Source organism: Bradyrhizobium neotropicale (assembly GCF_001641695.1).
Lineage (GTDB): Bacteria > Pseudomonadota > Alphaproteobacteria > Rhizobiales > Xanthobacteraceae > Bradyrhizobium > Bradyrhizobium neotropicale.
The window spans coordinates 1-14,354 of sequence record NZ_LSEF01000005.1 but is presented as its reverse complement, the minus strand read 5'-3'; the positions used below and the strand labels follow the sequence as shown (position 1 = coordinate 14,354).

Genomic DNA, 14,354 nt, shown 5'->3' with positions numbered 1-14,354 from the left:
CTTCAATATTATGTCCCGCGTCGCGCGCTGGATGACTTTGCTCGCGAGCATGACGCCAAGCCTGTTGAAACGCTCAGATGGAGCCGAGATCGGCGCGACCCCTGCCTATCCACGATCTCGAGCCTTCTGCTGAGTGCAATCGAGGAAGATCGGACGACGAACCAGCTTTTCGTGGACCAGATCGGGCTGAGCTTGCTTGCCCATTTCGCGCAGACCTATGGAGGTCTACGCACGTACGATGGCGCCCTGGAAGGCGGGTTGGCGCCTTGGCAGGAGCGCCGCGCCAAGGAGATCATGCGTGCGCGGCTCGCGAGTCGCCTCACGATAGCCGATGTTGCGGCAGAGTGCAGGCTGACGCCGAGCCACTTCGCTCGTTCGTTCAGGCGCAGCGCGGGCATCGCCCCGCACGAGTATCTCTCCCGCCTTCGGATGGATGAGGCCAAACGTTTGTTGACGACAACCAAGCTTCCCCTGGCGGATATTGCCCTGATCTGCGGATTTGGCGACCAGAGCTATTTCACGAGAGTGTTCTCCCGGAGCGTCGGCGCCAGTCCCGGCGCTTGGCGACGGGCGCGATCGGACGCGTGAGCCTTCGGAGGAGGTGCTCATTGCACCGGGTGTATCATGTCGCGAGCGTAGGACAGGCCGACGCCGTATCCTCCCGCATGGGATTCCACTATCGCCCGCGCACTGTCATATGTCTCGCGCCGAGTCCAGTCCCGCTGCAGCTCCAGCAGAACCTGGATCCATGACGTCAGTCGGGCTCCTGCTGCCTCCATGCGACGAAGTGCCAAATCGTGACTCGCCGCAGTGAGGCCTCCGCAGGCGTCTCCGACCACATAAACCTCCAGACCGGCCGAGATGGCGGACAGCACCGCGAAGGTAACGCATGCTTCCGTCAGCAATCCGGACACAACCAGGCGTCGCCGGCTGGTCGCAAGGATGCCCCGCGTGCCTTGTCATCCTCCCAAACATTCATGCTGCGTCTGTCGATCGGCTCGATCCCGGGCAGTACCGAACTGACTGCTGGCATAACAGGCCCGCTGTAGACCTTCGTTGCCGACGTAGAGGCGATGACCGGGACACCGAAGACTGTTGCCGTCTTCGCCAAAGCAATCACGTTGTTCAGAAGAACCTGCCGGTCGATGGAACCCACGCCGAACGCAAGTCCGGCCTGTTGGTCCACCAGCAGAAGCGCACAGTCCTTCGCCTCGAGGAGATGGAGAGCATTTTCCGTCATTTCGTCACCTCGCGTGTTTTAAGAATTCAGGAATTCGAGCAGATCCACGTCGGCGCTGAGCGGCCAACCATGGCTGAACCGGATCGGCTCGCCGCTGCCCCAATCCTTGAAATACAGCTCCGTCCCGTCGCGCGGCTTCAGCAAAGCCATTGGATGCTCCTTTTTGGGCCGGTATGGCCGACCCCTATGTGGCCGATCAAGCGGCCGTGCTCTATCCGAGCGCTGCTTCATCATGTTGGGACAGAGGGTGCCCTGGCTTGGACGGTATGAGCGGGTTTTGGACTTTGACGCTGGTGTCCCACGCGGTCAGTCGATCTGCGGATGTACCCATGCACTCAGTGGAACATCGGCTCCCGTGCAACGCCGATATCGGAGCCGCGCCATCGTCCAAATCGCGACGAGGCTCTCCAAGCGTTCAATCCGGTTGGGATGCATCATCTCGGGGAAGCGCAACGAGTGTCGTTCGACCGAGCGACCGGCGCCCTCAAGGAGATCTGTTATGTCCAAATTGGAAATGCTTACGCCCCAGAACAGCGCGATCGCTCTCATCGACTACCAGCCGGCGATGTATCAGGGCGTCCAGTCGCATGATCGCCTGGGTGTGTTCAACAACATCCAGATTCTCGCGAAGGCGGCGAAGCTGTTCAAGATCCCGACCGTGCTGACGACGGTCGCCAAGGATTCGTTCTCGGGTCCGTTCATGCCCGAGGTCACCGAACTCTTCCCGAAACACGACATCATCGACCGTACCTCGATGAATTCCTGGCTCGACGCCAACTTCCGCAAGGCGGTGGCCGCGACTGGACGCAAGAAGTTCGTCATCGCGGGCCTCTGGACGGAAGCCTGCGTGATGTTCCCGACGCTCGACATGCTGAAGGAAGGATACGAAATCTATATTCCGGCCGACGCGTGCGGCGACCTCTCGGTGGAGGCGCACAACCGCTCGATCGAACGCGCGATCCAGGCGGGAGCCGTTCCGATCACCTCGGCGCAATACGCCTTCGAATTGCAGCAGGATTGGGCTCGTACCGAAACCTACGACGGCATGATGGACATCCTGCGTGCCCATTCGCCCTATGGCATCCAGGTCCGCTTCTCGAAGTGGGCGCTCGGCGAACACGCATCGGAGGCGGGACCCAAGTAAGGTCCCGGCTTGCCCATGAAAATCTATCTCCTGTCGCTCGGCGCGGGCGTTCTCGTCGGGGTGATCTACAGTCTCCTCAACGTGCGCTCGCCCGCGCCCCCTCTGGTGGCCCTGGTCGGACTGCTCGGCATTCTCGCCGGCGAGCAGATTGTCCCGGTCGCCAAGCAGATGGTTGCGGGTCACGGCCTTGCCGCCGCATGGCGGCAGGCGAAGTGCGCGCCTCACATGTTCGGCATGCTGCCGGGTCGGCATGCCGGCGAGGCCAAGGAAACCACCAGCGTCGCGGAGAAAGCATCATGAACGCTCCTGATACGATCTTCCACCGTGGCCTCTTCACCACGCTCGACCGTTCCAACCCGACCGCAAGCGCGGTCGCCATCAAGGATGGCGTCTTCACTGCGGTCGGCCACGACAGCGAGGTGATGAAGCTGGCCGGGCCCTCGACCAAGGTCATCGATCTGAAAGGTCGCCGCGTCCTGCCCGGGCTGATCGACAACCACCTTCACATCATCCGCGGCGGGCTCAACTTCAACATGGAGTTGCGCTGGGATGGTATGTGGTCGCTCGCCGACGCGATGGCCATGTTGAAGAAGCAGGTCGCCGTCACGCCGCCGCCGCAATGGGTGCGCGTCGTCGGCGGATTCACCGAACACCAGTTCGTCGAGAAGCGCCTGCCGACCATCGACGAGCTCAACGCGGTCGCACCGGACACGCCTGTCTTCATCCTGCATCTGTACGATCGCGCCATCTTGAACGGCGCCGCCCTGCGCGCGGTCGGCTACACCAAGGATACCCCGGAGCCGCCGGGCGGCGAGATCATGCGCGACGCGAAAGGCAATCCGACCGGTCTGCTGCTCGCCAAGCCCAACGCCAACATCCTCTACGCGACGCTGGCGAAAGGCCCAAAGCTCCCGTTCGAATATCAGGTCAATTCGACCCGCCACTTCATGCGCGAGCTGAATCGCCTGGGAGTGACGGGCGCCATCGACGCCGGCGGCGGCTTCCAGAACTACCCGGAGGATTATGCGGTCATCCAGAAGCTCTCCGACGAGGGACAGCTCACGATCCGGCTCGCCTACAATCTGTTCACCCAGAAGCCGAAGGGGGAGAAGCAGGATTTCCTGAACTGGACCCAGTCATCGAAGTACAAGCAGGGCACGGACTACTTCCGGCACAATGGGGCCGGCGAGATGCTGGTGTTCTCGGCGGCCGATTTCGAGGATTTCCGCGTGCCACGTCCGGACATGCCGCCGGAGATGGAGGGCGAGCTCGATGAGGTCGTCCGTATTCTGGCTCAGAACAAGTGGCCATGGCGGCTGCATGCAACCTACGATGAGACCATCTCGCGCGCGCTCGACGTGTTCGAGAAGGTTAACCAGGAGATTCCGCTGGATGGTCTGCATTGGTTCTTCGACCACGCCGAGACGATCTCCGACGCATCGATTGATCGCATCGCCGCGCTCGGCGGCGGTATCGCCGTGCAGCACCGCATGGCCTACCAAGGCGAGTATTTCGTCGAGCGCTATGGCTATGGCGCCGCCGAGGCGACGCCGCCGGTGAAGAAGATCATCGACAAGGGAGTGAAGATCTCCGCAGGCACCGACGCGACGAGGGTCGCCTCCTACAATCCCTGGGTTTCGCTGGCCTGGCTGGTGACCGGCATGACGGTCGGCGGACTTCGGCTATATCCGCAGCGGAACTGCCTCGACCGCGAGACGGCGCTGAGGATGTGGACGGAGAACGTCACCTGGTTCTCGAACGAGGAGGGCAAGAAGGGCCGGATCGCGGTCGGACTGCTCGCCGATCTGATCGTTCCTGACAGAGACTTCTTCTCCTGCGCCGAAAGCGAGATCGCCGACACGACGAGCGACCTCACGGTGGTGGGCGGGCGCATCGTCTACAGTGCCGGAGCTTTCAAGTCGCTCGATGACACTCCGCCTCCGCCGGCGATGCCGGATTGGTCGCCGGTGCGCAGCTTCGGCGGGTACGGCAACTGGGTAGGATCGGACGGCAAGGCCAACGCGATCAGTGCCCGCGCGATGCAGGCGTGCGGTTGCGCCAACCTTTGCGGTGTGCATGGTCACGACCACGCGCGCGCGTGGTCGGGAAAGGTGCCTGTGTCGGATCTCAAGAGCTTCTGGGGCGCGCTCGGCTGCGCCTGCTGGGCGGTATGAGATGCGCGCGAACCGCGACACCCCTGGCTGGATAGCGGCCATACTGTCATGGCCGCTGCTGCTGCCGGTCTCGAAGGTTGCGCTGTGCTCGGCCTTCCTGATCGGCGGGGTCCAGAAGCTTGCCGATTTCCCTGCAGCCGTCGCGGAGCAGGCCCATTTTGGTTTGCAGCCCGCGTGGCTGTGGGCCACCGCGGCCATCATCGTCGAACTCGGCGGCTCCGCGCTGGTGATCTTCGGTCGCTGGGTCTGGCTTGGTGCGGGAGGACTTGCCGTCCTGACCGCGGTCGCCATGTTCGCCGCGAACGATTTTTGGACGAAGACCGGCCATGACCGCTTCATGGCCGTCAACTCATTCTTCGAGCACCTCGGCCTGATCGCGGGCCTGGTGCTCGTCTCCATCCTGTCCCTGCGCAAGCAGGACGCGTGAACGCAACGAGGCTCTCCATGTCTGGCAAACGACTTCTGATCAATACCCTGCTGATTTCATCGTTCCTGATGAGCGCTTCCGCCGCCGTCGCGAAGGATGCGGCTCAACCGCAACTCGGCGTCGGCGCGCAATACGATACGACCCACGTTTACGTGGCGCCGGAAGACGTCGACAAGTTCGCGGCGAGTTTCCTCGCCACCTTCGGCGGGCAGAGCACGAAACAGGTCGTTGCCACCGTGACGCCGACGCCGAGCAGCACGACGTCCCAACTTCTTCAGACGCCGGTCGGCACCGTCTCTCTGTTCGGATTCAAGACGCCGATCCCCTATCCGTTCGGCGCCGAGCGGACGGGCTATCTCGTCACTGACATGGATGAAGCGGTCAAGGCTGCAAAGGATGCGGGTGCGGACGTGCTGGTGGCGACCTTTCCGGATCCGATCGGCCGGGACGTGGTGATCCAGTGGCCGGGAGGCATCAACATGCAGCTTTACTGGCACACGACCAAGCCGTCCTATGCGGCGTTCGCGACCGTCCCCGAGAACAGGGTCTACGTGTCTCCTGAGCGGGCCGACGCATTCACGCGCAGCTTTGTCCGTTTCTCGCATGGGAAAGTGGTTTCAGACGACGCAAAGGCGTCCGGCGTCGAAATCGGCCGGCCCAAGGACATGTACCGCCGCATCCGAATCGAATCCGCGTTCGGCAAGATGACCGTATTGGTCACGGACGGCCACCTGCCATATCCCTATGGACGCGAACTCACCGGCTACGAGGTTGCCGACCTGAAGGACACGCTGGCGAAGGCAACGGCAGCGGGGGCGACAATTCTCGTGCAGCCTTTCACCTCGGATCGCCGGGACTCGGCCATCGTGCAGTTCCCGGGCGGCTACGTCGCGGAGATCCACGCGGCGGCGAAGTAAGTCCCATTTGCGGTGCTCGTCGAGAGCCCGTACCTTGAACCGATCCGGAGCAAGTGACTGAATATGTTTTCGAGGAGACAAGGCAGAGCGGGCGCGGTCTTGGCGATGAGCATCCTTGCCGCTCCCGGCTCCCTGGCCACGTCGTCCTCGGCGCTGGCCGACGAAAAGCCGGCCCGTCCGGAGATCAAGACCAACCGCTGGCAGGAGGATTGGTCGGCTCTCGCCGATCCGGCGCTGCGGACAGAAGCCTTCGATCCCATCAAGTACATCCCGATCATGCCGGGCGATCCGAGGAGCTATGTGTCGTTCGGTATGACGCTGCGGGAGCGGTTCGAGGCCGTGAACGCAGCCGCGTTCGGTGTCGGCGGGATCAGGAGCGACGCGTACCTGCTTCAGCGCCTGCAATTCCATGCCGACTTCCATCTAGACGAACACTGGCAGCTCTTTCTGCAGGTCGAGGACGACCGCGCCTTCGGCAAGAACGTTGTCACGCCTGTTGACCAGGATCCGCTCGACATGCGGCTCGGCTTCCTGGCCTACGTCAACGCGACCCAAGTGGGGACCTTCAAGGCGCGCGTCGGCCGGCAAGACTTCGACTTTGACCTGCAACGCTTCGTGTCTTCGCGTGAAGGCGCGAACGTGCGCCAGTCCTTCGATGCCGTGTGGGGGGATTGGGAGAGCGGACCATGGCGCTTCCTCGGGTTTCTCAGCCAGCCGGTGCAGTACGACTTCCAGCATCCGTTCGACGACACCTCGAACAGCCATTTCCGCTTCCACACGCTGCGTGTCGAGCGGCAGGTGCTCGGCACCAACGAACTGTCCGCCTACTACTCGTTCTACCAGAAGGACAACGTCCACTACCTCGACGCCAGCGGCGACGAGAAGCGCAATGTGTTCGATGTCAGGTTCGCCGGGAAGCTCAACCAATTCGATTGGGATCTCGAGGCGATGGGTCAGAACGGCGTTATCGGTGGTAAGGACATCCGAGCTTGGGCCACCGGCGCCCGGGCCGGCTACACGTTCGCCGGCATCACGTGGCAGCCGCGCCTGGGGATGCAGGTCGATGCGGCCTCGGGCGACCACCAGCCCCGCGACAACGTGCTCGGGACCTTCAATCCGCTATTCCCGAACGGCTACTATTTCACGCTCGCGGGTTTCACGGGTTACGTGAACCTCGTCCACGTGAAGCCGTCGCTCACGGTGAAGCCGGCTACGAACCTCTCGATCATGGGTGCGCTCGGCTTTCAGTGGCGCGAGACGATTGCCGATGCGATCTACGTGCAGCCCAACATTCCGGTTGCCGGCACCGCAGGGAAGGGCAGCGCCTGGTCCGGAGCCTACGCGCAGGTGCGCCTGGACTATCGGTTCGACGCCCATCTGACCGGTGCGATCGAAGCCGTCCACTACAAGATCGGGGACACGATCCGGCAGGCAGGCGGGCACGACAGCGATTATGTCGGCGTCGAACTGAAGTATTCGCTCTGATGGCTACTGAAACACAAAACCGGCTGTTGCTGCCGCCGCTCTTGAGCCTCACCGCCGGCTACGTCGACACGGCCGGGTTTCTCGGCCTGCAGGGGCTCTTCACCGCCCACGTTACCGGCAACTTCGTCACGCTCGGCGCATCGCTGGCACTCGGGACGTCCGGAGCCATAGCCAAGCTTCTGGCACTGCCCGTGTTCTGCGCGGTCGTGATCTCAGTACGGCCTCTCGGCACGCTGCTCTCTAACTGGCGTCCCGTTTTTGAAACGATGCTAGGTTTGAAGATCGCGCTCTTGATCGTGGGGGCTGCGCTCGCGATAAGATTCGGTCCGTTCCATGATGGCGATAGCTGGCAGGCCATCCTCACGGGAATGGTGCTTGTCGCCGCCATGGCGGTACAGAACGCAATACACCGCGTCTACCTCGGAAGCGCACCACCGTCGACGCTGATGACCGGCACGACGACGCAGATCATGATTGATCTCGCGGATGTCATCCTTCCAGGAGAAGCAAAGAGCCAAGCGAGTGCTCGACTGACCAAGATGTCGGTGAACGTCCTGGTGTTCGCGCTAGGCTGTGGCGCAGCGGCTCTTCTGTTCATGCGCTTAGGAGTCTGGTGTTTCGCGTTGCCGCCGATCGTGGGCGTTCTTTCACTGGCCGCACGGATCGCGGAGCCCGCTCAGCGGTGATCTCGCCGTCCCCCAAGCCGGTAAGCTTTCGTTTCACTGGACACGGAGGTCGTCGGCCGGACTGACAGCTTTCATGGCGGCTTACAATTTTGACCCCTTCGCCTAGTCGAGCATTTTGGAGAGATGTAGAGTCTTTGCGCCGTTCGTCTGGTATGCTGTTCCTAATAACTTCAGCCGAAGAACAGCGGTCGGCGAGTTTTGGCCGGTTCCACAGACCTTAGTTACCTCACCGGCCCAGCCCAAATTCCGAGGGTCGGATCTTCGAATTGTCGAGGAGATCCCATTTGCTTGTCTACGTAGACGAGTGTCAAGTCACTGGTGTGTTGCGCTCTCGCTGCTGGCGCCCAGCGGTCTTAGCTCTCGCGTCTCCCGCAACAGTTGACGTACATTTCTACGCGTAGCCTTCCATTCGAAAGAAGAACGTGCTGCCCACGCCAGGGCTGGAAATCGCGTTCAGCTTTCCATTATGAGCCTCGATGATAGATTTACAGATCGCCAACCCCATCCCCATTCCGCTTGCCTTGGTCGTGAACAAGGGCTCGAAGACGCACTCCAGGGAGTCGGCTTCGATGCCACGTCCGCGATCTTCCACGCTGATCGTGATGCTGTCGCCGTCATCGTCCGACCGAATGTTCAATTCGCGCTGCTCGGGCGGAAGCTCAGCCATCGCATCGATGGCATTCGTGATAAGATTGAGGACGACTTGCTGAAGCTGAACAGCATCGGCCAGGATCCAGTGCCGGTTGGCCCGGAGTTCCGTAACGATGCGGACATCGTTGGCCTCGATTTCGGTCGTGGTTAGAAGTATGACCGTCCTAATCAGGTCATGCAGATCGATCTTTTCTGGCGTTGGCGTCGTCTGCTTTGCAAGCGAACGCAAGGCTTTGACGATTCCCGCCGCGCGCATCGCGCCGTCGCGAACTTGCCTCATGCCGACCAATGCTTCGCCAATGTCCGGCACATCCCGTTCAAGCCAGCGCAGGCCCGCATCGGCATACGATACGATGCTGGATAGCGGTTGATTGATCTCGTGAGCGATTGAGGCGGCAAGCTCGCCCAAGACGGTAAGGTGTGTCTTGCGAGCAAGATCGCTCCGTGCCTGGCGCAGTGCGACCTCAGCCTGGGCTCGTCTGCTGTTCTCTTCCTCAAGCCGCTTGTAGAGCCTCGCAGCATCTAGCGATATTGCGGCCTGCGGTGCGAGCACATCTAGAATAGCCGTACGATTGCGGGTAAAAACGCCCGGCGCGAGATTGTTTTCCAAATAGAGAACGCCGACAAGCGCGCTGCTCTTGATGAGCGGCTGGCATATCAGCGACCGAACGCGGCGATTGGCTGGCCAAGCCGATTTATCGTGTGGGCTGTCTGCCTGAGCGTCGGAGAGCACTACGGCCTGCCTTGTTCGCACTACGGTGTTTAGAATTGGGACCGGAATGGTGTCCCTTGATGGAATCGAGGTCCCAAGAACGACTTCGACTTCGCTATCAACGACCTGGCCGGCGGCTTCGATGATCGGGGCATCATCATGCATAAGCAACAACAAACCAAATCGCGCTCCAACGTGGACGATCATCTCTGTCATCAACACCTTGATGACGCGATCAAGCAAGATTTCCTGGGACACCGCCTGAGCGGCCTTCATGACAACAGCAATGTCGAGTTCTGCCTGCCCCAGGTCGCTTGGCTCTCCAGTGGCTGCCGGACGTCGGTCAAACAGATGGGGATGTGCATCCACAAGCCCACGGGCCTTCGCTTTAGCGCCCCAGCGGTCGTAGCAGTCGCGAGACGCGCGAAAGTGACTTTCAGCCGAACGTGTCAGCTGCCCTGCCAGGCAGAGTTTGCCGGCAAGCTCGTAGGCAAGCGCCTCTTCGTGAAGAAAACCTGCTGTGTGGGCTTCGATCGCGGAACGCTCGTATAACGCAAGGGCTGTCATCGGATCGTTCCTGACCCGCGCGATCGCCGCCTCAATAAGGAGAAGCTTGTTGCCGAAGGTTGCAGGATTCAGCGCCGCCCAGGCGGAAAATTGAGTACGCGACATGGTGAGGCGATCAAGCGTCGCGACTTGGTCACTTTCGTGGCCTGTGCAAGCTATGGTCATGGCCAGAAAGAGACGACAATAGGCAGCATCCATGTGGGCCGGTGCCGCCCACGACAGTCCGATGGCTTCGTTCAAGAGACGGTCCGCGTCTGCGAGGTTACCAGAAAAGAAAGACGCTAGGCCATGATAGTACGCGATGAAGAATCGAGTTGAGTAAGAGCGTCCCCGATCACGTTCAGCAAGAGGTGGCACGCTGTCCCAACCTGCCTGCATGACCTGGACGAACGAGAGCTGAGCGCGAAGGATATATTCTATGTCTTTGTAGTCGAGTTTTCGTGTGGTTGCGATGCCGTCCTCGAGCTCATCCCTGATTATGGACAAGGGCTCGCCCAGAGCGATCAGGTTCGACGCGATGTGATTTCGCGCATAGCAAGTCATACCTATGTCGCCGGCGACGTACGCAGCCTTGAGAGCCTCCGTTGCCTTGGTGAGAGCAAATCGCAGCGGCTGTGTCCAAGGACTGACCTGATCGAGCGCGAGTAGCGTAGCCGTGCGCTGAACCTCGAAACCATCGCGCTCGACGAGCCTCGCCGCGAGGTCGGCGTAGACGAAGCCGTCGCTATAGGCACCATAAAGGCCGGCGGCGAAGACACCGAACCAGGCCAGCCCGTAACTCGATTCCGGCGCAACACCGTGCTGCAAGGTGAGCTCGACGATTTTCGCCGTGTGTAGAAGACTTAAGCCTCCTTCGACGAAGAATGATGCGCTCAGCGTCGAAAGGAGAGCCATTGCCGACTGTATCGTCCGGTCTTCGATCTGGGGCAGGCTGACGAGACGATCGGCCGTCACCGTCATCAGGCTCTTTCGGACGAGAGTGAAGGCGTCGTCAACGACAGCAGAGGTCGGATGCCGCTTCAATTCGATGCGAAGCAATTCAAGACCCTTGAGGGCAGCGTCGATAGCACCTTCATAGTCCGAGCGCACCGTGAGGATAATGGCCTTAAGACGGTAGACATCGGCCTGATCGACAGGATTGGCCGCCAAGGCGAACAGAGGTCCGATGGCTCGTGACGCTTCTTCGATCGACCCGGCTGCTACCAGAAATCTGCAGTCTAGGTACGCTACATCGAAAACGAGCGCGCGATCCTTCGCCAGAAAATCTTGGCGCACAATCGTCTTCGCGGCTGCCAGATAGTCTGCGGCCCGCTCTGCCGCTCCCGTGCCACCAGCTCGGCGAGCGGCAGCTAGAAGCGTGCGCGCGAACGGCAGCCTGTCTGAATCGGCTATTGGAGCCGTTGCTGCTCTCTCGATCTGACTTGCGATCTCAAAAATCACGTCAGCGTTGGATTCACCATAGGCGCCGATCATGAGTGTTGCGATCCGTGCGTGTTCGCGCGGTCGATCAGAGAATGGAATCAAGCTGTACGCCGCTTCAAGAATTCGATCGTGGGAAATTACGTAGGTTGCGCCTGACCTGGTCAGAAAGCCGGCCTCTAACAGCGGCTTGAGGGCTTCTTCGAGACTGAGCGGTTGAAGGTCGGATAGTTGCACCAGCATGCCTTCGTCGCATCGTCCATCAAAGCATGCAAGTTGGCAAAGTAACCTGCGTTGCATCGAAGGAAGCGTATCGAGGCGGCGCGCCATAAAGGAGATGACGCTGTCGTCATACGTAGTCTTGGTGGTGTTCCAATCCCAACGCTGGTTGTCGATATCGAATGCGATGGTGCGATCGTCGATCAACTGTTGTAGCAGCTGGATGACGTGGAATGGGTTGCCGCCGGTCTTGGCTTGGATGATCTGGGCCAGGTCGCTACTCTCGCTCTCAGAACTGTTCAATATATTCGCGGTCAGCCGCGCGACACCGTCAACAGTTAGAGGGTGAACCTCAATATTGGTTGTCGAAATCGGAGCCATCCGGATGGTCGAAAGTAGCTCCTTTAGTGCCGGTGATGATGCTTCTGCGTCCCGGTAGGCGCCGATAAAGAGAATGTTCGCCGGCATTTGATCGACGAGGGTGGATATGATGGCGAGGGTCTGCTTGTCCGCCCACTGAAGATCGTCAAAAAATATCACCAACTGCTCATTCTTCGAAAACGCCGATAGCGTTTGGGCGATCACGCGCTGAATTCGCGCCTGAGCCAACGCGGTTGGGACGGAAGGAAGAGGAGGGAAGCGGTCGATCACGAATTCGGCTTCCGGAACGAACTCAGTCAGGATCGGGGCATATCCCTTAAGGCTCGCGACGAGGCGTTGCCGTACCTGAATCAGAGAGTCGTTGCTCTCGCTCAAAAGTCGCGTGAAGAGCGAGCGAAGAACCTGTATTAGCGGGGCGTAAGGAATTGCGCATTGCAGCAAATCGCCCTTCCCGGATGCGAAGCGGGTGCCGGATTGCCCCACGATCTGGGCAAGCCGTTCGACAAGCGAAGTTTTCCCGGCGCCAGGTGCGCCCGAGAGCAATACGATCTCTGTGGTGCCGGAGTCGGCTACGCGATTGTGAGCGCTGACCAATAGCCCTAGCTCGACGGAGCGGCCGACGAGGTGCTGGGAAATGGCGCGATGAGACGAAATGTCGGCTCGTCCCAATTGGAAGCGGTCTATGCGGCGAGTGGCCGACCATTCGACCTGGCATCGCACGAGGTCGGCATGAAGCGCTAGGGCGCTCTGGTAGCGATCCAAGGGATCCTTGGCTATTAGCTTCGTAATGATATCGTCGAGGACCCCCGGAACGGCGGTGTTGATTGTGCTCGGGCGAACAGCTTCGACGGCGACATGGGCATGGAGCCATTCTTGTGTCGAAGGCGCCTTCAGTGGTGGCTCGCCGGTCGCAACCTCGTAGAGCACTGCGCCCAGCGAGTAGAGATCGCTCCTGTGGTCGCAATAGGGGGCGTGCCGGCGTGCTTGTTCCGGTGCCGCGTAACGGAAGCAATCGGCGGACTGCAAGGGCACACCGGCGTTTGGTGCCATACCGGCTACAAATGCCGAGCCAAATGAATGCAATCGAACGTTTCCGGCAGCGTCCGAGAATAGGTTGGTCGGCTTGATATTGCAGTGAACGATCCCTCGCTCACCAAGCTTTACCAGTACCGACGAAGCGCTGACCGCAATTCGAAGAAAGTCATCCACGGATGGGCGATGCTCCAAACGGATGAAGGTATCGAAGGACAGTCCTCTGAGTTCGGAAAAGATCAACGCTGTCCGTTCGACAGTGGACACCAGGGCAGCCGGAACGTCTGCCCAGTCGCGCTCCAGCAGGCCCACGAAAGAGAATTCATGCTCGAGACGCATGGTCGGAATGGCGTTCCTTGCCACCGATATCCGCCAGTGCGCGTGCGAGCGGGAATCGAACGCCTTACAATAGTCAACGCCATTCGTGGATTCGATGAGTTCAAGCTCTAGGCGGTGTGGACTCTAAGGATTCCCTTTTGAGAGCAAATCAGATTCAAGGCTTCTTTTTGGGAGGCGGCCTTGGGTGTGATGGATCGTTTGGTGTTGAGCGACGCGGCCTGGGAGCGCATGGCGCCGCTGATCATAGGCCGGCCCGACCAGAAGGGTTCGACCGGGCGGGACAACCGGATGTTCGTGGAAGGTGTGCTCTGGATCGTGCGTACAGGCTCTCCCTGGCGCGACCTTCCGGAGGCGTTCGGAGACTGGAACAGCGTATTCCGGCGCTTCAGTCGATGGAGCATCAAGGGTGTTTGGTGGCGGATCTTCGAGGCGATGTCTGATGATCCAGACTTCGAATATCTGATCGTCGATTCCACCATCGTCCGGGCGCATCAGCACGCCGCCGGGGCGAAAAAAGGGGGTCTGAAGATCAGGCGCTTGGCCGCTCGCGCGGCGGCCTGAGCACGAAGATACATATGGCCGTTCGCGGCTTGGGGTGTCCTGTACGGTTCACGCTCACCGCAGGCCAGAAGGGCGATGCACCACAGGCCGCCGCATTGATCGAGGGACTGCCGGCCGAGGTCGTCATCGCCGATACAGCCTATGACGCCGATCATTTGCGCCAAGACATCGCCGCCAAAAAGGCGCTCGCCGTCATCCCCAACAACCCGTCACGCGCCCTCAAATATCCGCTCGACAAACATCTCTATGCCCAGCGCCATCTCGTGGAATGCTGCTTCTCCAAACTCAAGCAGTTCCGCCGCGTCGCTACCCGCTTCGAAAAGACCGCCCGAAATTACCGAGCCGTCGTCACTCTCGCTGCCATCGTCCTATGGATGCGATAAGTGTCCACACCGCCTAG

The 14,354-nt window shown here is 60.5% G+C and carries 12 protein-coding genes and 1 pseudogene; 9 read left to right on the top strand and 4 right to left on the bottom strand.

The window, feature by feature from the left end:
* Positions 1–588: helix-turn-helix domain-containing protein (locus tag AXW67_RS00365; protein ID WP_063675764.1), on the top strand; the 588-nt coding region annotated here is incomplete at its 5' end.
* A gap of 17 nt (positions 589–605) precedes the next feature.
* Here AXW67_RS00365 and AXW67_RS43550 read toward each other — a convergent pair.
* The 3 genes and pseudogenes from AXW67_RS43550 to AXW67_RS41480 form a co-directional block, all read right to left on the bottom strand.
* Positions 606–875, bottom strand: a complete 270-nt coding sequence (locus tag AXW67_RS43550; protein ID WP_245315314.1) for an isochorismatase family protein — start codon at positions 873–875, stop codon at positions 606–608.
* A gap of 23 nt (positions 876–898) precedes the next feature.
* Positions 899–1,240, bottom strand: coding sequence for a cysteine hydrolase family protein (locus tag AXW67_RS43545; RefSeq protein WP_245315313.1), 342 nt, complete (start codon positions 1,238–1,240; stop codon positions 899–901).
* 24 nt (positions 1,241–1,264) lie between these two features.
* Positions 1,265–1,390 (bottom strand): annotated as a pseudogene (locus AXW67_RS41480) (alpha/beta fold hydrolase); the annotation flags it as partial.
* A 349-nt stretch (positions 1,391–1,739) separates the two neighbouring features.
* Here AXW67_RS41480 and AXW67_RS00355 point away from each other — a divergent pair.
* The 7 genes from AXW67_RS00355 to AXW67_RS00325 all read left to right on the top strand — a co-directional run bounded on the left by AXW67_RS00355 (position 1,740) and on the right by AXW67_RS00325 (position 8,073).
* The gene (locus tag AXW67_RS00355) at positions 1,740–2,384 is read left to right on the top strand and encodes a hydrolase (RefSeq protein WP_063675763.1); all 645 of its coding nucleotides are present in this window, start codon (positions 1,740–1,742) and stop codon (positions 2,382–2,384) included.
* Between the two features lie 15 nt (positions 2,385–2,399).
* A complete protein-coding gene (locus AXW67_RS00350) occupies positions 2,400–2,684 on the top strand; it encodes a XapX domain-containing protein (RefSeq protein WP_063675761.1) in 285 nt (94 codons plus the stop codon).
* Positions 2,681–4,558, top strand: coding sequence for an amidohydrolase (locus AXW67_RS00345; protein WP_145927322.1), 1,878 nt, complete (start codon positions 2,681–2,683; stop codon positions 4,556–4,558). The genes AXW67_RS00350 and AXW67_RS00345 overlap by 4 nt, the downstream gene beginning before the upstream one ends.
* A gap of 1 nt (position 4,559) precedes the next feature.
* Positions 4,560–4,985 (top strand): DoxX family protein, encoded by a 426-nt coding sequence (locus AXW67_RS00340; protein WP_063675759.1) that lies wholly within the window; start codon positions 4,560–4,562, stop codon positions 4,983–4,985.
* A 68-nt stretch (positions 4,986–5,053) separates the two neighbouring features.
* A complete protein-coding gene (locus AXW67_RS00335; protein ID WP_430648689.1) occupies positions 5,054–5,902 on the top strand; it encodes a glyoxalase in 849 nt (282 codons plus the stop codon).
* 105 nt (positions 5,903–6,007) lie between these two features.
* Positions 6,008–7,387 (top strand): alginate export family protein, encoded by a 1,380-nt coding sequence (locus AXW67_RS00330; RefSeq protein WP_245315312.1) that lies wholly within the window; start codon positions 6,008–6,010, stop codon positions 7,385–7,387.
* On the top strand, positions 7,387–8,073 hold the full coding sequence (locus AXW67_RS00325; RefSeq protein WP_063675756.1) for a YoaK family protein: 687 nt from the start codon (positions 7,387–7,389) through the stop codon (positions 8,071–8,073). Before AXW67_RS00330 ends, AXW67_RS00325 begins: the two co-directional genes overlap by 1 nt.
* A gap of 391 nt (positions 8,074–8,464) precedes the next feature.
* Here the strand turns inward: AXW67_RS00325 and AXW67_RS00320 are convergent, their stop codons facing one another.
* A complete protein-coding gene (locus AXW67_RS00320; RefSeq protein ID WP_145927321.1) occupies positions 8,465–13,417 on the bottom strand; it encodes a trifunctional serine/threonine-protein kinase/ATP-binding protein/sensor histidine kinase in 4,953 nt (1,650 codons plus the stop codon).
* Between the two features lie 156 nt (positions 13,418–13,573).
* Between AXW67_RS00320 and AXW67_RS39945 the strand changes: the two genes are divergently transcribed.
* A protein-coding gene (locus AXW67_RS39945; RefSeq protein ID WP_145927316.1) for an IS5 family transposase occupies positions 13,574–14,337 on the top strand; the annotation gives its coding sequence in 2 pieces (ribosomal slippage) (positions 13,574–13,909 and positions 13,912–14,337; 762 coding nt in all).
* The last annotated feature ends 17 nt before the right edge of the window (positions 14,338–14,354 follow it).